General features: G+C 35.1%; 19 protein-coding genes. 16 read left to right on the forward strand and 3 right to left on the reverse strand.

Going from position 1 to position 22,139, the window contains the following annotated elements:
- Positions 1-143 precede the first annotated feature (143 nt).
- The 8 genes from typA to JHK64_RS04450 all read left to right on the forward strand — a co-directional run bounded on the left by typA (position 144) and on the right by JHK64_RS04450 (position 8,837).
- Positions 144-1,994: a translational GTPase TypA gene (typA, locus tag JHK64_RS04415; protein WP_199567790.1), complete on the forward strand. Its 1,851-nt coding sequence runs from the start codon at positions 144-146 to the stop codon at positions 1,992-1,994.
- A gap of 22 nt (positions 1,995-2,016) precedes the next feature.
- The gene (locus JHK64_RS04420) at positions 2,017-2,277 is read left to right on the forward strand and encodes a DUF3165 family protein (RefSeq protein WP_199567791.1); all 261 of its coding nucleotides are present in this window, start codon (positions 2,017-2,019) and stop codon (positions 2,275-2,277) included.
- Positions 2,278-2,399: 122 nt separating this feature from the next.
- A complete protein-coding gene (murD, locus tag JHK64_RS04425; RefSeq protein WP_199567792.1) occupies positions 2,400-3,755 on the forward strand; it encodes a UDP-N-acetylmuramoyl-L-alanine--D-glutamate ligase in 1,356 nt (451 codons plus the stop codon).
- Position 3,756: 1 nt separating this feature from the next.
- Entirely contained in the window at positions 3,757-4,830 is a 1,074-nt protein-coding gene (locus JHK64_RS04430) for a UDP-N-acetylglucosamine--N-acetylmuramyl-(pentapeptide) pyrophosphoryl-undecaprenol N-acetylglucosamine transferase (protein ID WP_199567793.1), read from the forward strand.
- Positions 4,831-4,841: 11 nt separating this feature from the next.
- On the forward strand, positions 4,842-6,113 hold the full coding sequence (locus JHK64_RS04435; RefSeq protein ID WP_199567794.1) for a cell division protein FtsQ/DivIB: 1,272 nt from the start codon (positions 4,842-4,844) through the stop codon (positions 6,111-6,113).
- A gap of 216 nt (positions 6,114-6,329) precedes the next feature.
- The gene (locus JHK64_RS04440; protein ID WP_199567795.1) at positions 6,330-7,058 is read left to right on the forward strand and encodes a metal ABC transporter ATP-binding protein; all 729 of its coding nucleotides are present in this window, start codon (positions 6,330-6,332) and stop codon (positions 7,056-7,058) included.
- Positions 7,055-7,891, forward strand: a complete 837-nt coding sequence (locus JHK64_RS04445) for a metal ABC transporter permease (RefSeq protein WP_199567796.1) — start codon at positions 7,055-7,057, stop codon at positions 7,889-7,891. Before JHK64_RS04440 ends, JHK64_RS04445 begins: the two co-directional genes overlap by 4 nt.
- A 1-nt stretch (position 7,892) precedes the next feature.
- Positions 7,893-8,837 (forward strand): metal ABC transporter substrate-binding lipoprotein, encoded by a 945-nt coding sequence (locus JHK64_RS04450; RefSeq protein ID WP_373880452.1) that lies wholly within the window; start codon positions 7,893-7,895, stop codon positions 8,835-8,837.
- Between the two features lie 94 nt (positions 8,838-8,931).
- Here the strand turns inward: JHK64_RS04450 and JHK64_RS04455 are convergent, their stop codons facing one another.
- Positions 8,932-9,681 carry a peptidylprolyl isomerase gene (locus tag JHK64_RS04455; protein ID WP_199567797.1) on the reverse strand — a complete coding sequence of 250 codons (750 nt, stop codon included), beginning with the start codon at positions 9,679-9,681 and terminating at the stop codon, positions 8,932-8,934.
- An 87-nt stretch (positions 9,682-9,768) separates the two neighbouring features.
- Here JHK64_RS04455 and JHK64_RS04460 point away from each other — a divergent pair, with 87 nt between their 5' ends.
- Both JHK64_RS04460 and JHK64_RS04465 read left to right on the forward strand, forming a co-directional pair.
- Positions 9,769-12,102, forward strand: a complete 2,334-nt coding sequence (locus JHK64_RS04460) for a DNA translocase FtsK (protein WP_199567798.1) — start codon at positions 9,769-9,771, stop codon at positions 12,100-12,102.
- 149 nt (positions 12,103-12,251) lie between these two features.
- A complete protein-coding gene (locus JHK64_RS04465) occupies positions 12,252-15,128 on the forward strand; it encodes a DUF3427 domain-containing protein (protein WP_199567799.1) in 2,877 nt (958 codons plus the stop codon).
- A 14-nt stretch (positions 15,129-15,142) separates the two neighbouring features.
- Here JHK64_RS04465 and JHK64_RS04470 read toward each other — a convergent pair whose 3' ends face one another.
- Positions 15,143-15,535, reverse strand: a complete 393-nt coding sequence (locus tag JHK64_RS04470) for a (deoxy)nucleoside triphosphate pyrophosphohydrolase (RefSeq protein WP_199567800.1) — start codon at positions 15,533-15,535, stop codon at positions 15,143-15,145.
- Between the two features lie 556 nt (positions 15,536-16,091).
- Between JHK64_RS04470 and ahpC the strand changes: the two genes are divergently transcribed.
- The 3 genes from ahpC (at position 16,092) to JHK64_RS04485 (ending at position 19,346) form a co-directional block, all read left to right on the forward strand.
- Positions 16,092-16,652: an alkyl hydroperoxide reductase subunit C gene (ahpC, locus tag JHK64_RS04475; protein WP_199567801.1), complete on the forward strand. Its 561-nt coding sequence runs from the start codon at positions 16,092-16,094 to the stop codon at positions 16,650-16,652.
- A gap of 12 nt (positions 16,653-16,664) precedes the next feature.
- Positions 16,665-18,197 (forward strand): alkyl hydroperoxide reductase subunit F, encoded by a 1,533-nt coding sequence (gene ahpF / locus JHK64_RS04480; RefSeq protein ID WP_199567802.1) that lies wholly within the window; start codon positions 16,665-16,667, stop codon positions 18,195-18,197.
- Positions 18,198-18,386: 189 nt separating this feature from the next.
- Entirely contained in the window at positions 18,387-19,346 is a 960-nt protein-coding gene (locus JHK64_RS04485) for a Gfo/Idh/MocA family protein (RefSeq protein ID WP_199567803.1), read from the forward strand.
- Between the two features lie 82 nt (positions 19,347-19,428).
- Here the strand turns inward: JHK64_RS04485 and JHK64_RS04490 are convergent, their stop codons facing one another.
- Entirely contained in the window at positions 19,429-19,776 is a 348-nt protein-coding gene (locus JHK64_RS04490) for a DUF3397 domain-containing protein (protein WP_199567804.1), read from the reverse strand.
- 246 nt (positions 19,777-20,022) lie between these two features.
- On the opposite strand from JHK64_RS04490, the gene rplK reads away from it, so the two are divergent.
- The 3 genes from rplK (at position 20,023) to pyrH (ending at position 22,126) form a co-directional block, all read left to right on the forward strand.
- Positions 20,023-20,448 (forward strand): 50S ribosomal protein L11, encoded by a 426-nt coding sequence (gene rplK / locus JHK64_RS04495; RefSeq protein WP_199567805.1) that lies wholly within the window; start codon positions 20,023-20,025, stop codon positions 20,446-20,448.
- A 95-nt stretch (positions 20,449-20,543) separates the two neighbouring features.
- Positions 20,544-21,233, forward strand: a complete 690-nt coding sequence (gene rplA, locus JHK64_RS04500; protein WP_199567806.1) for a 50S ribosomal protein L1 — start codon at positions 20,544-20,546, stop codon at positions 21,231-21,233.
- A 161-nt stretch (positions 21,234-21,394) separates the two neighbouring features.
- The gene (gene pyrH, locus JHK64_RS04505) at positions 21,395-22,126 is read left to right on the forward strand and encodes a UMP kinase (RefSeq protein ID WP_199567807.1); all 732 of its coding nucleotides are present in this window, start codon (positions 21,395-21,397) and stop codon (positions 22,124-22,126) included.
- Positions 22,127-22,139: the final 13 nt, after the last annotated feature.

Below are 22,139 nucleotides of genomic sequence, written 5' to 3' on the forward strand. Positions count from 1 at the left end.
GTTTTTTAATTTTTTTAAGCCTAAGAAAGGATTTAAAAGAAGTTTTATGGTTTCTGAAAACATTTACAACGACCTTATCACTGTTATTTGAGCGAAATTATGTTATAATTCATGAGTTGAAATTAAAAGATACAGAGGATTATATGACCAAATTAAGAGAAGACATTCGTAACATTGCTATTATTGCCCACGTTGACCATGGGAAAACGACACTTGTTGACGAATTGTTAAAACAATCAAAAACACTAGATGCTAGAACAACTCTAGATGAACGCGCAATGGATTCAAATGATATTGAAAAAGAGCGTGGGATTACTATCCTAGCCAAAAACACAGCTGTTTTATACAATGACACACGTATCAACATCATGGATACCCCAGGGCATGCTGACTTTGGTGGAGAAGTGGAACGTATCATGAAAATGGTTGATGGTGTTGTTTTAGTTGTCGATGCCTATGAAGGTACGATGCCACAAACCCGTTTTGTTTTGAAAAAAGCGTTGGAGCAAGACCTAATTCCGATCGTTGTTGTTAACAAAATTGATAAACCATCAGCTCGTCCGGCAGAAGTTGTTGATGAAGTTTTAGAGTTGTTTATCGAACTTGGTGCTGATAATGAGCAACTTGATTTCCCTGTTGTTTATGCTTCAGCCATTAATGGAACATCATCGTTATCAGACGACCCTAATGATCAAGAAAAAACGATGGCACCAGTGTTTGATACTATTATTGAACACATTCCAGCACCTATTGACAATTCTGATGAGCCATTACAATTTCAAGTATCCCTACTAGATTATAATGATTTTGTTGGTCGTATTGGGATTGGTCGTATCTTTAGAGGTACTGTAAAAGTCGGTGATCAAGTTACCCTATCAAAATTAGATGGCACCACGAAAAACTTCAGAGTAACAAAACTATTTGGTTTCTTTGGCTTAGAACGTCGTGAAATCAAAGAAGCAAAAGCTGGTGATTTGATTGCCGTTTCAGGAATGGAAGATATTTTCGTTGGTGAAACAGTGACACCAACTGATGTTGTCGAACCGTTACCTGTTCTTCATATCGATGAACCAACTCTACAAATGACCTTTTTGGTAAACAATTCTCCTTTTGCAGGACGTGAAGGAAAATTTGTCACTTCGCGTAAAGTAGAAGAGCGTTTACTAGCAGAATTACAAACTGACGTTTCTCTTCGTGTTGACCCAACTGATTCTCCAGACAAATGGACGGTTTCAGGACGTGGTGAATTGCATTTATCAATCTTAATTGAAACTATGAGACGTGAAGGTTATGAGCTACAAGTGTCGCGTCCAGAAGTTATCATCAAAGAAGTTGATGGTGTTAAGATGGAACCGTTTGAGCGCGTGCAAATTGACACGCCAGAAGAATACCAAGGATCAGTCATTCAATCATTATCAGAACGTAAAGGTGAAATGATTGATATGCAGTCAACAGGAAATGGTCAAACACGTTTGATTTTCTTGGTACCAGCTAGAGGATTGATTGGTTACACAACAGAATTTCTATCAATGACACGTGGTTATGGGATTATGAACCACACCTTTGACAGTTACATGCCATTTGTTCGTGCTGAAATTGGTGGTCGTCATCGTGGTGCTCTTGTGTCTATTGATGCAGGTAAAGCAACAACATACTCTATCATGGCCATTGAAGAACGTGGTACTATCTTTGTAAATCCAGGGACAGAAGTCTATGAAGGGATGATCATCGGAGAGAATTCTCGTGATAATGACCTAACTGTTAACATTACCAAAGCAAAACAAATGACAAATGTTCGTTCAGCCACTAAAGATCAAACATCTGTTATTAAAACACCACGTATTTTAACGCTTGAAGAGTCATTAGAATTTTTAAATGATGATGAATACATGGAAGTCACACCAGAATCTATTCGTCTTCGTAAACAAATTCTTGATAAAAACCTTCGCGCCAAAGCTTCTAAAAAGAAGAAAAATTCAGAATCAGAAGAATAATATCATTTGGAAGGAGAAATAGATGTTTTACTTAATAATTGCTATTTTGATTGTTTTGTATTACCTATTTGTCGCTTCTAAGACAATAAAAAACACCATGAATATGATTATGATAGTTGCGATTATTTCTTTTGCTATTTTCGTCATAGGAATGGGTGTGATTAAACTGATGGAATCACCACCAGAAGTCTATGTGATTTTTGGTATGCTGGTTGCTGGTTTTTACATCGTAAAAGATGTGGTCAAATTGTCAAGTAAAATAGAAACAAAAGATAGCCAGTAGCTATCTTTTTAATCTGTCTAATATAAGAACAAGACAGTCAGTTATGCTTATCTGATAAGTGTTGAAAAAGTAGCTGATTAAAGGTAAAATAGAAACAACGTCAAGAATGAATGGAAAGAAAAATGAAACAAGTATCGCAATTTAAGAATAAGAAAGTTTTAGTCTTGGGCTTGGCTCGTTCTGGAGAAGCAGCAGCACGTTTATTAGCAAAATTAGGAGCCATTGTCACTGTTAATGATGCTAAGCCTCTTGAGGACAACTCTAGCGCCAAATCTCTTTTAGAAGAAGGTATTAGGGTGATTACTGGTCATCATCCTTTAGCGTTATTAGATGAGGACTTCAGTCTCATCGTTAAAAATCCAGGGATTCCTTATGCTAATCCTATGGTTCAACTAGCCATGAGTAAAGAAATTCCTATCTATACTGAGGTTGAACTGGCTTATTTAATTTCAGAAGCTCCAATTGTTGGTATTACAGGTTCAAACGGGAAGACCACCACAACAACAATGATTGAACAGGTTTTAAAAGCAGCTGGGCAATCGCCTTATCTGTCTGGAAATATTGGTTTTCCAGCCAGTGAAGTGGCGCAATCAGTTTCAAAAGATGATATTTTAGTCATGGAATTATCGAGTTTTCAGTTGATGGGGATTAAAGAGTTTAAACCTCATATTGCTGTGATGACAAATATTATGCCAACGCATTTGGACTATCATGGTTCTTTTGATGATTATGTTAAAGCCAAATGGGCTATTCAAAAAGAGATGACAGCTTCTGATTTTCTCGTTTTAAATGTTAATCAAGACTTACTAAAAACATTGGCTGATACCACAAAAGCAAAGGTGGTTCCTTTTTCAACGCAAGAAATAGTTGATGGGGCTTATCTGAAAGAAGATAGTCTTTATTTCCGTACAGAAAAAATCATGTCAGTTTACCAACTAGGCGTTCCAGGCTTGCATAACGTTGAAAATGCTTTAGCAACTATTGCTGTTGCTAAATTACTTGAAGTGCCAACTCAAACGATTGTCACAGCCTTATCGCATTTTAGTGGTGTCAAACATCGTTTACAGTCTGTTGGTAGCATTGAAGGTATCTCTTTTTATAATGACAGCAAATCAACCAATATCTTAGCAACAAAAAAGGCTCTTTCTGGTTTTAACAATGAAAAAGTTCTTCTTATTGCTGGTGGTTTAGACCGTGGTAATGAGTTTGATGAACTAGTAGAAGATATCACTGGCTTAAAAGTCATGATTTTAATTGGGGAGTCAGCCCCTCGTATGATAAAGGCGGCACAATTAGCAAACATTCCTTATGTTCAAGCAAAAGACGTCAAAGATGCGACAAAAATAGCTTTTAACATTGCAAGCAATGGAGATACTATTTTACTGAGTCCAGCCAATGCTAGCTGGGATATGTATGATAACTTTGAGGTGCGTGGTGATGAATTTATCGCAGCTTTTAACGAATTAAAAGGAGTTTGAAATGACTAAACCCAAAATAGTCTTAACTGGTGGAGGAACAGTCGGCCATGTGACCTTAAATTTATTATTAATCCCACAGCTGATTAAAGATGGTTTTGAGGTGCACTATATTGGTGATAGAAATGGTGTAGAATTTGAACAATTGCAACCATTTAAAAATCAAGTGACTTTTCATAGTATTTCAACGGGGAAACTACGCCGGTATTTTTCTTGGCAGAATTTGGCAGATTTTTTCAAAGTTTTCTGGGGCATTCTACAATCGGTGGTTATTTTATTGAGAATAAAACCCAAGGCATTATTTTCTAAGGGAGGCTTCGTTTCAGTGCCACCAGTAATTGCTTCGAAACTTGTCGGAGTTCCTATCTATGTCCATGAATCTGATTTATCAATGGGACTTGCCAATAAAATTGCCTATAAATTGGCTACTTTGATGTATACTACTTTCGAACAAGAACATCATTCTGCAAAATTAAAACATGTTGGTGCCATCACGAAGATTTCTCAAAAAACCCCTATGATGGTTCCTCTTCTTAAAGAGGTAAAAGAAAAATTTAGTCCTACCTTAAAAACAATTTTATTTATCGGAGGTTCTGCAGGAGCTAGGGTTTTTAATGATTTCATCTCAACTCATCAGAAGGAACTAACAAAACGATATAATGTCATTAATATATCAGGGGATAAGTCTTTGAATCAATTGCGTCCTAATCTTTACCGTGTTGACTATGTGACTGACACCTATGAAGGTTTGATGGCAATGGCGGATCTTGTTGTGACAAGAGGTGGCTCCAACACTATTTTTGAGCTATTGGCTATGAAAAAGCCTCACCTCATCATTCCTCTTGGGAAAGAGGCCAGTCGTGGTGACCAATTAGAAAATGCTGCTTATTTTGAAAATAAAGGCTACGCCCTACAATTAGCAGAAAATCAGCTGACAGAACAAACTTTTTATGAACAAGTGGAATTTATCTTAAGCCATCAAGAAAATTTTGTGAAAACGATGGAAAATAGCAAAGAAACTACCTCATTAGAGGATTTTTATCAGATCTTAATGAAAGACATGTCAGAAAAAAACTAAAGGAAAAATAGATGTCAAATAAAAAAGAAACCCCTAAAAAAGAGGATGTTTTAACAGAGTGGCAGAAAAAAAATCTTGAGTTTCAAAAACGTAAACAAGAAAAAGAACGATTGGAAAAAGAAAAACAAGAACGAGAACTTCAAAAAAAGAAGGAAGAAATTGAAAAAGCCAAACTAAAACGACAACAAGAAAAAGAAGCAGAGACAGAACACTCGGATGATGATGAGAAAAAAGAATCCTCTGAAGAAATTCTCAAAAAAGAATTATCTGATAAAAAAGAAGTGTCTGTTGCAAATGATGAGACTCCCTTAGACATAGCTCCTATAGAGAATAAGACTATCGAGGAAGAAAAGACAATTTTATTTCCTAGTCTAAAAAAAGAGGACAAGCTAGATAAGAGTGATGACAAATCTGATAAAATTCTTTCTAAGCGTGCTTTTGTTTTAGATGAAAAAATTAAAAAAGCCCTACCTATTTTAATCGGTTTTTCTCTTTTATTACTATTTTCAATTTTCATGAGCACACCTTACAGCAAGCAAAAACAGATTTCGGTAGCTGGTATGACTTATACCAATGAAGAAACAGTTTATGCAACTTCTGGAATTAAAGATAGTGATTATATATTTTCTTTAATTATCAATAAAAAACAGTATGAAAAAGCGGTAATTGAGGGGAATCCTTGGGTTAAAAGTGCTAATATTAGTTACCAATTTCCAAATCGATTTACTATTACTGTTTCAGAATATCGTATCGTTGCTTATCAGCAAGTTGAGTCAGGCTATCAACCAGTGATAGAGACAGGTGAGATAATGCCAACAATCACAAAAGCTCAAATGCCCGAGCAGTTCTTGCTGGTTAATCTAGTTCAAAAAGAAGATGTTTCCTTACTTGTCAAAGAGTTAACGAAATTAGATAGGGAGCTTGTTGATAATATTGAGACCATTCAATTAGCTAATTCAAAAACCACCAAAGACTTACTTGATGTCAAAATGCGAGATGGTAATAAAGTAAGAGTTCCTCTATCTCAATTAGATATTAAAATGCCTTTATATAATGATATTGCTCAACAAGTTCCAGTTGCTAGCATCATAGACATGGAAGTAGGTGTTTATGCAACAAATGAGAACTTAGAAATACTCTCAGACCAAGTTAAAGCTGAAAATATCGCTAAAAAAGAGGAAGAGAAAGCTGCTGCTGAAGCCGAAGAAGCAGTTAATAATGAAACAAGTCAAGAAGTATCTGAAACTGAAGATCCGAATCAGGCTATAGAACCAACGAATTAAACGATGAGTGAATAATGAAAAGACAACCAAGTTGTCTTTTTCTTTTTGCACTTAAATGAGATGTATGATTTGCTTAGTAGCAAATGAAGAAACAAATTTTCTATTTTTGTGATTTATCTCTTCGTACTACTTTTTGACTTCAAGTTGACGTTTTAAAAAAAGATAGGTATAATTGAATTGATTGTAATTATTGTTAGCTCATTAAGGAGATTAATAATGATAATTATGGAAGATTTGACCGTATCATATGACGGAAACGATCTTGCTTTAGAACATCTTTCATTAACGATTGATAAAACAGGCATTATTGGGATTATTGGTCCTAATGGGGCTGGCAAATCAACAATGATGAAGGCGATGTTAAATCTTGTAGAACACGGAGGGCATACCAAACTAGACGGACAAGATAGCGCGCAAGTTTTAAAGAAAATAGCTTATGTAGAACAAAAAAGTCAAATTGATTTAAGTTTCCCCATGACTGTTAAAGAATGTGTGGGGCTTGGCTTATATAAAAAAATAGGATTATTCAAATACCTTTCTAAATCAGATTGGCAAGACGTTGCAATAGCTCTTCAACAAGTGGGATTAGAAGAATTTTCAGATAGACCAATTAATAGTCTTTCTGGGGGTCAATTCCAAAGAATGTTGATTGCAAGATGTCTCATTCAAAAAGCAGATTATATCTTTTTAGATGAACCATTTGTTGGTATCGACTCTGTCAGTGAGAGTATCATCGTTGATATTCTCAAGATGTTAAAAGATGAAGGAAAAACCATTTTAGTTGTTCATCATGATTTAAGTAAAGTCAATCAATATTTCGACCAATTAATTATTCTTGATAGAAAGTTAATTGCTTATGGAGACGTTGATGATGTTTACACTATGTCTAACCTAAAAGCCGCTTATGGCGAATCAATTATTGTTGAAGGTGAGGTGAAGTCATGATTGAAAATTTTATTAATGGATTACAATCTTATCATTTTTTACAGAATGCTTTAGTGACAGCTATTGTTGTTGGTATCGTGTCAGGAGCGGTTGGTTGTTTTATTATTTTAAGATCCATGTCGCTCATGGGAGATGCTATCTCACATGCTGTATTACCGGGTGTTGCGGTATCCTATATTTTGGGGATTAATTTCTTTTTAGGGGCAACGATTTTTGGACTTTTAGCCTCCATTATTATCACCTTTGTCAAGGAAAATAGTTCTCTCAAAGGTGATACGGCTATCGGGATAACATTTAGTGCCTTTTTAGCATTAGGGGTTATTCTTGTTAGTGTTGCCAAAAGTTCGACTGACCTTTTTCACATCCTTTTTGGGAATATCTTGGCAGTTCAAGATAGTGACAAATGGTTAACGATTCTGATTTCTGGTATCGTTTTACTAGTCATCGTTATCTTTTTCAAAGAATTACAACTGACCTCATTTGACCCTGTTTTTGCAAAATCAACAGGAATGAATGTTCAGTTTTACCATTATCTTTTGATGATTTGTTTAACGTTAGTAGCGGTAACAGCCATGCAAAGTGTTGGAACCATCCTCATTGTTGCCATGCTGATTACACCTGCAGCGACAGCTTATTTGTATACAAATAGGCTGAAATACATGCTAATACTATCTTCTACTTTAGGAGCTAGCGCTTCAATTCTTGGTATCTTTTTAGGATATACCTTTAATATTGCCGTTGGTTCGTGTATTGTCTTGACTTCCGCAGTGATTTTCATTATTTCTTTCTTTATTTCTCCAAAACAACAAATTTTTAGAAAGAGAAGAAGTTAACGTGATAAATAAAAAATTTTTAGGCTTTTTAGGAGCCTTAGTTGCAATTGTACTTTTAGTAGGATGTTCAACTAACAAAAAAGCTGATGAAGCAGCTGATACTAATGATAAAATTAGTGTTGTTGTTACAAACTCTATCTTAGCTGATATGACTAAAAACATTGCTGGAGATCTTATAGATCTTCACAGTATTGTTCCAATTGGTCAAGATCCACATGAATATGAGCCTTTATCAGAAGATGTTCGTAAAACAACTGATGCAGATCTTATTTTTTACAATGGTATCAATCTTGAAACAGGTGGAAACGCTTGGTTTACAAAATTGATTGAAAATGCTGGTAAAAAAGAAAACGAAGATTATTTTGCAGCCAGTGATGGTGTCGAAATCATTTATCTTGAGGGAGAAAACGAAGAAGGAAAAGAAGATCCTCATGCTTGGTTAAACCTTGAAAATGGTATTATCTACGCTGAAAACATTGCTAAACATTTGATGGAAAAAGATCCTGCTAACAAGGAAGCTTACCAAAAAAATCTTGATGCTTATGTTGAAAAATTAGAAACATTGGATAAAAAAGCAAAATCTGCTTTTGATGCTATTCCAGAAGACCGCAAGTTGATTGTTACAAGTGAAGGCTGCTTCAAGTACTTCTCTAAAGCTTATAATGTCCCATCAGCTTATATCTGGGAAATCAACACAGAAGAAGAAGGAACACCTGAACAAATCACTACATTAGTAGATAAATTAAGAAAAACAGAACTTAAAGCTCTCTTTGTTGAAAGTTCAGTTGACCGTCGTCCAATGGAAACTGTGTCTAAAGACACAAATATCCCAATCTACGCTGAAATCTTCACAGACTCTGTTGCTGAAGAAGGAGAAGACGGGGATTCATACTATGCGATGATGGAATGGAACCTTAACAAAATTGCAGAAGGTTTAGGACAATAAGAAACAAAAAATAAAGAAAATAAAGGTTAATACATAATTACAATACCTTTAAAAAGCGCTAGCCATTGCTAACGCTTTTTTTAGTGTCTTCAATTTACTTAAAAGTATAGTCTTTTGTGATCTCAATGGTTTTAATCACGATGTCTTCTTGAGGCTTATCCTTATCATCAGTTGGGACAGAAGCGATGCTATCTACTACATCCATCCCTTCAATCACCTGACCAAATACAGTGTATTGAAAATCTAGACTCGGATTGCCACCATTTGAGTAGGCTTGAATGATTTTTTTCGGGAAATATCTTGGATCCAGTTTTGACGTTTGGTCAAAGGTGTTTTGGTTGATAAAAAATTGACTGCCATTAGTATCTGGTCCGGCATTAGCCATAGAAAGGGCACCACGAATATTATAGAGATAATCAGATGGCTCATTAACAAAGCCATTGCCTGCGTCAATACTCTCATCCTTACCTTGCCAAATAGACTCCCCACCAGTACCATCTCCTTTAGGGTCACCTGTTTGAATCATGAAATTATCAATCACTCGGTGAAAGATAACACCATCATAGTAGCCTTCTTTAGCATGTGTTAAAAAGTTTTCAACGGCTAAAGGCGCAAGTTCTGGAAAGAGTTTAATCGTGATGTCACCTTTAGAAGTGACAATCTTAACAGCAGCTTCGTTGTCAGCGATAGTTGTTGATAGCTGAGGGAAGTCGGCTTTGTTGAGTTTTTCAAGTCTTTCTGCAATCGGATCTTCTTGCGTGGTTTCTTGGGTGTCTTTTGCTTCACTGCTACAACCAGTTAAAAAAAGTAGCAGACCAAGGGCTAAAAGAATAATTTTTTTCATAGGAACTCCTTCAAATGATAATCTTTTTTTATTTTACCATATTTATCTAATATTACCTAAAACTTAAAAACATGTTATAATGAAAGTATGGCTAAATCGAAGAATTCTGGAAAAACAAGAACAAAAAAACGTTACGTAACAAAGGCAGAAAAGGAAAAACAAGCGGCAACCAAACGCTTAGTATTAGCGCTTGGGATGACGATTGTTCTCTTTTTTGCGATTTTTAAATTGGGACCATTTGGGACGACTATTTACAATGTCATCCGTTTTTTATTTGGTAGCCTAGCTTATCTCGTTATTTTTTCATATCTCATTTATTTGTATGCTTTCAAATGGATTAGAAAAAGAGATGGTCTTTTAGGTGGCTTTATCATGGCACTCATGGGTCTTCTTTTGGAATGGCATGCTTATTTCTTTTCACTGCCAATAATGAGAGACAAGGAGATTTTTGCTGGGACAATGAAAGTCATCGTTAATGATTTGCTGGCTTTTCAGGTCAAATCTTTCACTGGTGGTGGCATGCTTGGTGCCCTTTTATACAAACCCATTTCTTTTTTATTCTCAAACATTGGTAGTTTCTTCATCGGTGGTCTTTTTATCTTATTAGGATTATTTTTAATGACGCCGTGGAACATTAGAGATATTACTGAATTTGTAAAAGACACGGCTCAAAAAATAAAAGCAAGAAATGAACGAAAAAGACAGGAACGCTTCCTCAAACAAGAAGAAAGAAAACGCCTTGAAGAAGAAAAAGCTTTAGCACAAATTGAAGTCGCTGAAGAAGATTTAGAGGACTCTGATTTTTCTCAAGAAGAAGTAAGACTGGCTGGTTATGATAACGTTTTGGAGACCAAAAACTATCGTGAACCAGAAATTGTTGGTTATGTGGCTGATGAGGAAGAAGAAATCACCTATGATTTAGATGATGATCTAGCAGATAAGTCTTCTTTTGAAGATGATGAGACGCCAATTGATGTTGATTTTACACCGAAAAAAACGCTTCATTATCAGTTACCAACCATCGATCTATTTGATGTTGACAAACCAAAAAACCAAACACGCGAGAAAAAACTGGTGCGTGATAATATCAAAGTATTAGAAGCAACATTTGCCAGCTTTGGCATTAAAGTGGTCGTTGAAAGAGCAGAGATAGGCCCTTCTGTGACAAAATATGAGGTTAAACCTGCCATTGGTGTTCGTGTTAACCGTATTTCCAACTTAGCAGATGACTTAGCCCTTGCCCTAGCAGCAAAAGACGTTCGTATTGAGGCACCAATTCCAGGGAAGTCCTTGGTCGGCATTGAGGTACCAAACTCAGAAGTGGCAACAGTTTCCTTTAGAGAGTTATGGGAGCAGTCAAAAACAGACCCAGAAAAACTGCTTGAAGTGCCACTTGGAAAAGCTGTTAATGGTACTAGCCGTTCCTTTAACCTAGCAAGAATGCCTCATCTGCTTGTTGCCGGATCAACTGGTTCTGGGAAGTCGGTTGCGATAAATGGCATTATCGCAAGTATCTTGATGAAAGCTAGACCAGACCAGGTAAAAATGATGATGATTGACCCGAAAATGGTTGAATTATCCGTCTACAATGATATTCCTCATCTCTTGATTCCTGTAGTGACCAATCCTAGAAAAGCCAGTAAGGCGCTTCAAAAAGTGGTGGATGAGATGGAAAACCGTTACGAGCTCTTTAGCCGAATCGGTGTCAGAAACATTGCTGGTTATAATGCAAAAGTAGCAGAATATAACCTCACATCAGAAGTTAAACAAATCCCACTCCCACTTCTTGTTGTCATCGTTGACGAATTGGCAGACTTAATGATGGTAGCTAGTAAAGAAGTTGAAGATGCCATTATTCGCTTGGGACAAAAAGCTAGAGCAGCTGGTATCCACATGATTCTTGCCACACAGCGCCCAAGTGTTGATGTTATTAGTGGTTTGATTAAAGCCAATGTGCCAAGTCGTATCGCCTTTGCGGTATCAAGTGGCACAGATAGCCGTACGATTTTAGATGAAAATGGCGCAGAAAAACTCCTTGGTCGAGGCGACATGCTCTTTAAACCAATTGATGAAAATCACCCTGTTCGCTTGCAAGGTTCATTTATCTCTGATGATGAGGTGGAACGAATTGTTGACTTTATCAAAAAACAAGCTGACGCGGACTATGACGAGAACTTTGATCCAGGCGAAGTATCAGAAAACGATGCTTCAAGTGATGGTTCATCTGGTGAGGGGGATCCTTTATTTGAAGAAGCCAAGGCATTGATTATCGAGTCCCAAAAAGCCAGCGCCTCCATGTTACAAAGACGCCTATCCGTAGGCTTTAACCGAGCAACACGCCTAATGGAAGAACTAGAAGAAGCAGGCGTCATCGGCCCAGCCGAAGGCACCAAACCACGAAAAGTGTTACAGAGTAAATAAAAAAGATAGCGTGAGCTATCTTTTTTTGTCGTTACGTTAATATAATTAATTCAGATTAGTATATTAAAATTAACTTATTTTTATTTTTTCTTGAAGTTCTATAAATTAAATAGGATAATAGTATTAGTTTTTAGAATAGGAAATGAAGCATGGATAAATCGTTATTTCAAAATAATTTGTTAGAATCTCTTAAATTTGGTTTTATTGATTATGAAAGATATCAAAATCATCATTATGCACCAAAAATTGTTATTAACTCTCCTGATGAAAAAAGATTTGTTTTAAGTGAAATACAAGAAGAACTTAGTAAATCAATTGCTTTTTATTTTTCAGTTGCTTTTGTTACACAGTCAGGAATTGCTTTAATTAAAAGTCAATTAGCTGATTTAGCATTAAAAAATGTTAAGGGAAAAATTATTATTTCTCCTTATTTAGATTTCAATGAACCTCTCGCAATGAAAGAGCTTCTGAAATTGAAAAATGTAGAAGTGAGAATTTCGGACGAGAAATTACAGTTACATTCGAAATATTATCTCTTTGAACAACATGATAAACAGGTAATGATTTCAGGTAGTTCAAATTTAACTGGTAATGCCTTGAAAAATAACTATGAATGGAATATAAAACTAACTTCAACTGATAATGGTAATTTTATTAAAGAATCGAAGAAAGAATTTGAAAGAATTTGGGAGCAATCAATTCCTTTAACAAATGCTTTTATAGAAAAATATAAATTGAAAAGAAAAATGTCTATCCAAATTGTAGATATTCAAGAAAATAAATCCAGTAGCTTTAATTCAGAAATAAACCCTAATAAAATGCAGGAACAAGCTTTGGTTGGGCTTGAGAATATCAGAAAGCAAGGGAAAGATAAAGCTCTAATAATTAGTGCAACGGGTACAGGGAAAACATATTTATCTGCCTTTGATGTTAGAGAAGTTAATCCTAGAAGAGTACTTTTTATTGTCCATAGAGAACAGATTTTAAGAACCTCTTTAGAAAGTTTTCAAAAAGTTATTAAATTTAATGATGAAGAAGCTTGTATATATAAAACAAATATGGATATCTCATCAAAAAAATATATTTTTGCAACCATTCAAACTTTATCAAAAGATGAAAATCTTAAAAAAATTAGAAAAGATTTTTTTGATTATATTTTAATAGATGAGGTTCATAAAGCTGGTGCGGTATCATATAAAAAAATTATTGATTACTTTTCTCCTAAATTTCTATTAGGTATGACCGCAACACCTGAAAGAACTGATGGTCAAAATATTTTTGAACTTTTTGATTATAATATTGCTTATGAAATTAGACTTCAAGAAGCTTTAGATAACGATCTGCTTTGTCCGTTTCTTTATTTTGGTGTAACCGATATTAAAATTGATGGCTCTTTAATAGATGAAAAAGCTAATTTTTCTAACTTGGTTTCAAGTGAAAGACTAAAACATATTATTGATAAAATAACATATTATGGTCATAGTGGAGAAAAGGTCAAAGGTTTAATATTTTGTTCTACTAAAAAAGAAGCTAAAGAGCTCTCGAGACAATTTAATCGTAAGAATCTTAAAAGTCTAGTTTTGACTGGAGAAGATTCTCAAATAAAAAGAGAAGAAGCTGTTGAAAAATTAGAAAAAGGTCAATTAGATTATTTATTTACCGTTGATATTTTTAATGAGGGTATCGATATTCCAAGTGTAAATCAGGTCGTAATGCTACGTAACACCCAATCAAGTATTGTTTTCATTCAACAACTTGGACGTGGTCTTAGAAAACATAAATCTAAAGACTATGTTACGATTATAGATTTTATTGGCAATTATAAAAATAATTATTTAATCCCTATTGCTTTATTTGGTGATAAAACTATGAATAAAGATAATTATCGTCGAGAAGTTAGGGAAGCCAGCACAATAAAAGGCTTAACTACTGTGAATTTTGAAGAAATTGCTAAAAAACAAATATTTGATGCCATAACAAACACCTCATTATCTAGTATAAAAATATTAAGAGAGTCTTTTGTTGAACTTAAAAATAAACTTGGTCGTTCTCCTATGATGCTTGATTATATTAAGTATCATGGTGTTGATCCGTTAACTTTTTTTGAAAATAGTCGTTTTTCTAATTATATTGATGTTGTTAATAAATTTTCAAATGAAATAATTAGTATAACGGATGTTGAAGAAAGATATTTAAATTTTATAACATTTGAATTGTTAAGCGGGAAAAGGCCTCATGAACTTTATTTATTGATGTTGTTAATAAATAATAATGGACAAATAACTCATGAGAAATGGCTTGATTTTTTACATAATAAAGAACTAACATCTGATAATAGTACACTAACTTCTATCAATAGAGTTCTAAATTTAAAATTTCTAAAAGCGCAAGAACAAAAGAAATATGGAACGGAGGCTCTGGTATCAGAAAAAGAAAACGTTTATTATCTGAATAAAAATGTTTTAGATTCTTTTCAAAAGAAACCTAGTTACGCTAAGTTTTTCTTAGACGTTTTAGAAACTGGTCTTGAAAAATCAAAAGATTATCCAGAAATCTTTACACTTAATCAAAAATATTCAAGAAGAGATATCTTGAAACTTCTTAATGTGAAGAAAGATGAACCGTCATTGAATATCGGTGGATATAAAATCGATAAAGAAACAAATTCGTGTCCAATATTTATTACTTATCATAAAAGTGAAGATATAAGTGATACGATAAAGTATGAAGATGAGTTAATTAACGAGACGACATTAATCTATTTTTCTAAAAATAAGCGGACAAAAAACTCACCTGACGTTTCAACTATTCTCAATTCAAACCAAAATAATTTAAGATTAGAGCTTTTTGTGAAAAAGAATGATGCAGAGGGTGGAGATTTTTATTATCTTGGTAGTTTAAACTATATTGAAAATAGTGCTATGGAAATAAACAGAGGTGGAGATAGTGTTGTCAAGATGTTATTTTCTTTGAATACTCCTATCGAGCCATCACTTTATAGATACTTAACAACTAATATAAAATAGCGATTATATAATCGCTATTTTTTACTTAATAGTCTAACTGCAGGTCGATCAACAGGCGCCCAATTTAAAGTGTTGAGTTTACTTAACTCTAACCAAATAGAGTCTTGATGTTCTAACAACTCAAGATTATTCGATGTTAATTTAGCTCTATATGTTTTCATCACAACAGTTCCAAAATCGTAGTCGTACGATGCTTCATTAACATAATCTATTATTTCTATATCAGCATTAAATTCTTCTTTTATTTCTCGGATAAGGGCTTGTTCAGGACTTTCACCAATTTCTAATTTACCTCCTGGCAGTTCCCAATAGCCACCGAGTGATTTATTATTTGCACGTTGAGCACAAAAAACTTTATTATCTTTTATAATTGCTGCAGCAACTACATTTATAATTTTATTTGACATGTTAACCTCCGTAATATTTATATAATATCATATTTCTTCACCACTTTCTGCTATCTTTTCTAACATTCATCGCTTTCTAGTTATAATAGTTCTGTATTCGGTTGGCTCAAGTCAATATACTGAATACTCCTCAAATAAAAATATAAAGCAATTAAAGGGGATGAGAACACATAAAAAACAGAATTAAATGATTTGATAATAGAAAAAGAAAACAAGTCTCTCAATGTGCAAATAATAGAGATGATATTTACTATAATTTGATTTTTAAAAATACAAACTATGATTTTATTGAATTCCAGTTCATTTGATTTAAACAATTAAAAAATCTACAACATACCCAATTCCTAAACTCTACTTCAAAACTGATAAGTATTAAAAATTTCGACTCTCACCTGTCTGAAAGCCAACTGTTTAACAATTGTTATCATTACTATTCTCATTGATGAGATAAGGTTAAATTAAATCATGAAAATCCCAGTGTTTATTGGACTTTAAAAGATTTTTTTCCTATAATGAATTTATAAAAGCATTTTAAATTTAGAAGGAGGACTAATCTATGTCATTAGTCGGAAAACAAATGGTTGAATTTACATCAACCGCTTATAAAGATGGGAAATTTATCACTATAACAGATAAAGATGTGAAAGGGAAATGGGCTATTTTTTGCTTCTACCCTGCAGATTTCTCATTTGTTTGCCCTACTGAGTTAGGTGATTTGCAAGAACAGTATGAAACTTTACAATCTTTAGGAGTTGAAGTGTATTCTGTATCAACAGATACTCATTTTGTACACAAAGCTTGGCATGATGATTCTGATGTTGTTGGAAAAATTACTTATGCCATGATTGGCGACCCATCACATGAATTATCAACTGGATTTGATGTTTTAGGTGAAGATGGCCTTGCACAACGTGGGACATTTATCATTGATCCAGATGGCGTCATTCAAATGATGGAAATCAATGCTGGTGGTATCGGCCGTGATGCTAGCACTTTAATTGATAAGGTTCGCGCAGCACAATATGTGAGAAAACATCCAAATGAAGTTTGTCCTGCAAAATGGAAAGAAGGGGACGACACTTTGGCCCCTAGTATTGACTTAGTTGGTAAAATATAAGGAGATGGGCTTATGACTTTAGATGCAAGTATTAAAGATCAATTAGCACAATATCTTGCCCTACTAGAGTCGGATATTGTCTTTCAAGCACATTTATCAGACGATGACAATTCTTCAAAAGTCAAAGATTTTCTTGATGACATTATTGGGATGTCAGAACGTATCAGTTTTGAAGAAAAAAAACTAGATCGTCTCCCGAGTTTCCGCATAGCTAAAAAAGGGGAAGAAAGTGGCGTTGAATTTGCCGGGGTCCCTTTAGGACATGAATTCACCTCGTTTATATTAGCTTTACTACAAGTTTCTGGTCGTGCACCAAAGATTGAACAAGAAGTGATTGATCGCATTCAGAAAATCGATAAGGACCTACACTTTGAAACTTATGTTAGCTTATCCTGCCACAATTGCCCAGATGTGGTACAAGCACTAAACATTATGTCAGTTCTCAATCCAAACATTTCTCATGTTATGATAGAAGGTGGCATGTTTAAAGATGAGATTGAGGCAAAAGGAATTATGGCTGTCCCAACTGTTTATTTAAATGGTGAGGAATTAACGTCTGGTCGTAACACGATTGAGCAACTATTAGACTTGGTGACAGCACCTTTATCAATGGAAAACTTTTCTGATAAAGGCCTGTATGATGTTTTAGTTGTTGGTGGTGGCCCAGCAGGAAACAGTGCAGCAATCTATGCAGCAAGAAAAGGGATTAAAACAGGTCTTTTAGCAGAAACTTTTGGTGGTCAAGTATTAGAGACCGTTGGGATTGAAAATATGATTGGGACAACTTATACGGAAGGGTCTCAATTGATGGCCCAAGTAGAAGCGCACACCAAATCCTACGATGTTGATATTATGAAATCTCAACGAGCGGTTTCTTTGAAACGCTCAGATGTTGTTGAAATAGAGTTGGCAAATGGTGCTGTTCTAAAATCAAAAACAGTTATTTTATCACTGGGTGCAAAATGGCGAAATATTAATGTTCCTGGAGAAGAAAAATTCCGCAACAAAGGTGTCACTTACTGTCCACACTGTGATGGTCCTTTATTTACTAATAAAAATGTGGCTGTGATTGGTGGTGGAAACTCAGGATTAGAGGCTGCTATTGATTTGGCAGGTCTCGCTAGTCATGTTTATGTTTTAGAATTTTTACCAGAGTTAAAAGCTGATAAGATTTTGCAAGATCGTGCGTCAAAACTAGATAATGTAACCATCATCAAAAATGTGGCCACAAAAGAAATTGTTGGAGATAACCATGTTACTGGACTCATTTACGTTGACAGAGAAACCAACCAAGAAACAAGGTTAGATTTGGAAGGAGTATTTGTTCAGATTGGATTAGTCCCAAATACAGAATGGTTAAAAAACAGTGGTATTGTTTTAAATGATAGAGGGGAAATAGAAGTTGACAATCATGGTTCAACGAATATAGCTGGTGTATTTGCTGCCGGTGATTGTACCAATTCCGCCTACAAACAAATCATTATCTCAATGGGTTCTGGTGCAACAGCTGCACTTGGCGCCTTTGATTATTTGATCAGACAGTAAAATAATTCAAAAGTTATTCAATAGAATAGATTCCAAATGAAGACAGGCTCTTTTATGAGTTTGTCTTTTTTACTCAAGACAAGCATCAAAAGGACGATAAGAATATGTCACACATTAATAAAATATTTCTGTTTATGTCTTTTCTTCTCGCATGTTATAATAGTCTTATCAAAGACAAAGGAGTTTCTTATGGCTAAGGTAAAGTATGGTGTCGTATCAACTGCTCAGGTGGCGCCTCGTTTTATTGAGGGAGTCCGTCTTGCTGGTAATGGCGAGGTGGTGGCAGTGTCTAGTCGCTCGCTAGAGTCAGCCCAGGCTTTTGCCGATAAGCATAACGTCTCTAAAGCTTATGGAAGTCTTGAAGAGATGTTAAAAAACCCTGATATTGATGTCATTTATGTTGCCAATGTCAATCAAGCCCACTATCCCACAGCTAAAAAAGCGCTCCTTTCAGGTAAGCATGTGCTCGTTGAAAAACCCTTCACACTGACTTATCATCAAGCTGTTGAATTGTTTGATTTAGCGCAATCCAACAACCTTTTCTTGATGGAGGCTCAAAAATCAGTGTTTATCCCGATGACACAAGCCATTAAGGAAGTGGTTGCTTCTGGGAAATTGGGTCAAATTGTTTCAGTCTCATCAACCACAGCCTATGATAATATCGACCACGTCACTTGGTTTAGAGATCTATCTCTAGGTGGCGGTACGGTACACTTTATGGCACCTTATGCCTTGTCTTATTTACAATATATTTTTGATGCGACCATTACTTCATACAGTGGTGTAGCTACTTTTCCTGATGGTCAAAGTGATAGTCAATCAAAAATCCTGCTAAAATTATCTAATGATATTTTGGTGAATGTCTATCTCACCACACATGTTAAATTACCACATGAAATGGTGATAATAGGAACCAAGGGGCGTCTTGAAATTCCACATTTTTGGAAGGCAACACACGCTAGGTTGATTGGAGAAGACGGCAGTCACGACATCATCGAGGCCCCCATGCAAAGTGATTTTGAAGCAGAAGCCTACCATGTGAGTCAAATGATTTTAGAAAATCAAAAAACAAGTCCAATCATGACCAAGGATTTGACCTTATCTGGCATTAAAATCATTGAAGAACTATATCGTTCTTGGGGAAAATAAGGGTTTAAGAAATTACTTATCAGCAAACAAAAAAAGCATCTCATCTCCGTTGCAGAGATGGATGCTTTTGCTATAGTTTTATCTAAAGAAAAATAGCGACAACAGTGGCGAGGTAAAATAAAAAGGTTAGGATAAATCCTGTGCGCCAAAAGAATTTAAAGAAGCGACGATAGTGGAATTCTTTTTTAGAACGTAGTAGCCAAATCGTTAATCCGATAGCAAGGAGAGACATTACAATCAGATAATAAAAAATAAAACTATGTGTAAAAAAGTTCTTAGACACCAGATAAATTTCTCCAACAAAAAGAGGGAGAGAGAGGTCTGCTAAGTTAATCTTATATTTACTAAGTCCCAACAACTTCACTATAATAAATGAGAAAATGGGTGTTATTATAATAAAAAGTACTGCCATTAATTTGTATATCATCATGTTTCTATTTTAGCGTTAATCGCTTTAATTGTAAATGACCAATCCTAAAATAATCATATGAAAAAGAACAGAGCAAGAATCAATCTAACTTAGCTCATATCTTTCTGATTTTAATGATAAAAAAATAAGAAAAATAGCTTGCAATTTACTGATTTTAAGGTATAATAGTAAGGTATGCTATATTAGCATAACTGTGGGAGGTAAAAATCTTAATTACCGAAAGAACCACAACAGGAGGATTTTAAAATGGCGAAAAAAGTCGAAAAAATTGTCAAACTACAAATTCCTGCTGGTAAAGCTACACCAGCGCCACCAGTTGGACCAGCACTTGGTCAAGCAGGAATTAACATTATGGGATTCACAAAAGAGTTTAACGCTCGTACAGCTGATCAAGCTGGTATGATTATCCCAGTTGTTATCTCAGTATATGAGGATAAATCATTTGATTTCATTACCAAAACACCACCAGCTGCTGTTCTTTTGAAAAAAGCTGCAGGTGTTGAAAAAGGTTCTGGAACACCTAACAAAACAAAAGTGGCAACAGTTACTCGTGCACAAGTACAAGAAATTGCTGAAACTAAAATGCCAGATTTGAACGCTGCAAACATTGAGTCTGCAATGCGTATGATTGAAGGTACTGCTCGTTCTATGGGATTCAACGTTACTGATTAATCGTAACCCCATTACCCGCAAGACTTCATCATAATTGGATGAGTGACGTGGGAGATTTTAAATCGATAATACCACATTACAAGGAGAATTTTAAAATGGCTAAAAAAAGCAAACAATTACGTGCTGCTCTTGAAAAAATTGACAGCACAAAAGCCTACAGCGTTGAAGAAGCTGTAGCACTTGCAAAAGAAACTAACTTCGCAAAATTTGACGCTTCAGTTGAAGTGGCTTATAACCTTAACATTGATGTTAAAAAAGCTGACCAACAAATCCGTGGGGCTATGGTTTTACCTAACGGAACTGGTAAAACATCTCGCGTGCTTGTTTTTGCGCGTGGACCAAAAGCTGAAGAAGCAAAAGCTGCTGGTGCAGATTTTGTCGGTGAAGACGACCTTGTGGCAAAAATCCAAGGTGGTTGGTTAGAGTTTGATGTTGTTATTGCAACACCAGACATGATGGCAGTTGTTGGACGTCTAGGACGTGTTCTTGGGCCTCGTAACCTTATGCCAAACCCTAAAACAGGTACTGTAACAATGGATGTTGCTAAAGCTGTTGAAGAATCTAAAGGTGGAAAAATCACTTACCGTGCTGATAAAGCAGGTAACGTTCAAGCACTTATCGGTAAAGTGTCATTTGATTCAGAAAAATTAGTTGAAAACTTCAAAGCATTCCATGATACTATTCTTAAAGCTAAACCAGCAACTTCTAAAGGTACTTATATTGAAAACCTTTCAATTACAACAACTCAAGGTGTTGGTATCAAAGTTGATACAAGTTCACTTTAATCATAAAAACACTTGCTTTTAGCAAGTGTTTTTTTCAATATTATCAGAAAAAAAATAAAAAGCATTTTAAATTGCAGTTTTCTAGTCTTTCTCTATAGATTTAACTATCTAAAAAAAATAAAATATGATAAAATAGTACAGATAAAGTAAGGAGTAGTGATATGGTAAAACCTAAATATAAACGTGTGTTGATAAAACTATCTGGTGAAGCTTTAGCTGGTGAGAGAGGTGTTGGTATCGATTTACCGACCGTTCAAAAAATGGCCAAAGAAATTCAAGAAGTTCACGAAGAAGGTATTGATATTGCTCTTGTCATCGGTGGGGGCAATCTTTGGCGAGGTGAGCCTGCAGCAAGAGCAGGCATGGACCGTGTTTCTGCAGACTATACTGGTATGCTTGGAACAGTCATGAATGCTTTGGTGATGGCAGATAGCTTGAAGCAATATGGTGTTGATACACGTGTACAGACCGCTATCAACATGCAACAACTTGCTGAACCTTACATTAGAGGGCGCGCCCTTAGACATTTGGAAAAAAATCGTATTGTTATTTTTGCAGCCGGAACGGGTTCTCCTTATTTCTCAACGGATACAACAGCAGCTCTAAGAGCGGTAGAGATTGAGGCAGATGCTATTTTAATGGCAAAAAATGGTGTTGATGGTGTCTATAATGATGATCCTAGAAAAAATGCCGATGCCATCAAATTTGACGAATTAACCCACATCGAAGTCTTAAAACAAGGGCTCAAGATTATGGATTCAACGGCAAGTTCATTATCCATGGATAATGATATTGACTTGGTTGTCTTTAATCTTAACCAACCCGGAAATATCAAACGAGTTGTCTATGGTGAGCCAATTGGGACTACTGTCTCTAATAAACATCAACAATAATCATATTCATTTT

Source organism: Streptococcus zalophi (assembly GCF_016481285.1).
GTDB lineage: Bacteria > Bacillota > Bacilli > Lactobacillales > Streptococcaceae > Streptococcus > Streptococcus zalophi.

Coding starts and splice junctions, on each gene's coding strand:
- typA (WP_199567790.1), top strand. CDS start 144: ATGACCAAATTAAGAGAAGACATTCGTAACATTGCTATTATTGCCCAC.
- JHK64_RS04420 (WP_199567791.1), top strand. CDS start 2,017: ATGTTTTACTTAATAATTGCTATTTTGATTGTTTTGTATTACCTATTT.
- murD (WP_199567792.1), top strand. CDS start 2,400: ATGAAACAAGTATCGCAATTTAAGAATAAGAAAGTTTTAGTCTTGGGC.
- JHK64_RS04430 (WP_199567793.1), top strand. CDS start 3,757: ATGACTAAACCCAAAATAGTCTTAACTGGTGGAGGAACAGTCGGCCAT.
- JHK64_RS04435 (WP_199567794.1), top strand. CDS start 4,842: ATGTCAAATAAAAAAGAAACCCCTAAAAAAGAGGATGTTTTAACAGAG.
- JHK64_RS04440 (WP_199567795.1), top strand. CDS start 6,330: ATGATAATTATGGAAGATTTGACCGTATCATATGACGGAAACGATCTT.
- JHK64_RS04445 (WP_199567796.1), top strand. CDS start 7,055: ATGATTGAAAATTTTATTAATGGATTACAATCTTATCATTTTTTACAG.
- JHK64_RS04455 (WP_199567797.1), bottom strand. CDS start 9,681: ATGAAAAAAATTATTCTTTTAGCCCTTGGTCTGCTACTTTTTTTAACT.
- JHK64_RS04460 (WP_199567798.1), top strand. CDS start 9,769: ATGGCTAAATCGAAGAATTCTGGAAAAACAAGAACAAAAAAACGTTAC.
- JHK64_RS04465 (WP_199567799.1), top strand. CDS start 12,252: ATGGATAAATCGTTATTTCAAAATAATTTGTTAGAATCTCTTAAATTT.
- JHK64_RS04470 (WP_199567800.1), bottom strand. CDS start 15,535: ATGTCAAATAAAATTATAAATGTAGTTGCTGCAGCAATTATAAAAGAT.
- ahpC (WP_199567801.1), top strand. CDS start 16,092: ATGTCATTAGTCGGAAAACAAATGGTTGAATTTACATCAACCGCTTAT.
- ahpF (WP_199567802.1), top strand. CDS start 16,665: ATGACTTTAGATGCAAGTATTAAAGATCAATTAGCACAATATCTTGCC.
- JHK64_RS04485 (WP_199567803.1), top strand. CDS start 18,387: ATGGCTAAGGTAAAGTATGGTGTCGTATCAACTGCTCAGGTGGCGCCT.
- JHK64_RS04490 (WP_199567804.1), bottom strand. CDS start 19,776: ATGATGATATACAAATTAATGGCAGTACTTTTTATTATAATAACACCC.
- rplK (WP_199567805.1), top strand. CDS start 20,023: ATGGCGAAAAAAGTCGAAAAAATTGTCAAACTACAAATTCCTGCTGGT.
- rplA (WP_199567806.1), top strand. CDS start 20,544: ATGGCTAAAAAAAGCAAACAATTACGTGCTGCTCTTGAAAAAATTGAC.
- pyrH (WP_199567807.1), top strand. CDS start 21,395: ATGGTAAAACCTAAATATAAACGTGTGTTGATAAAACTATCTGGTGAA.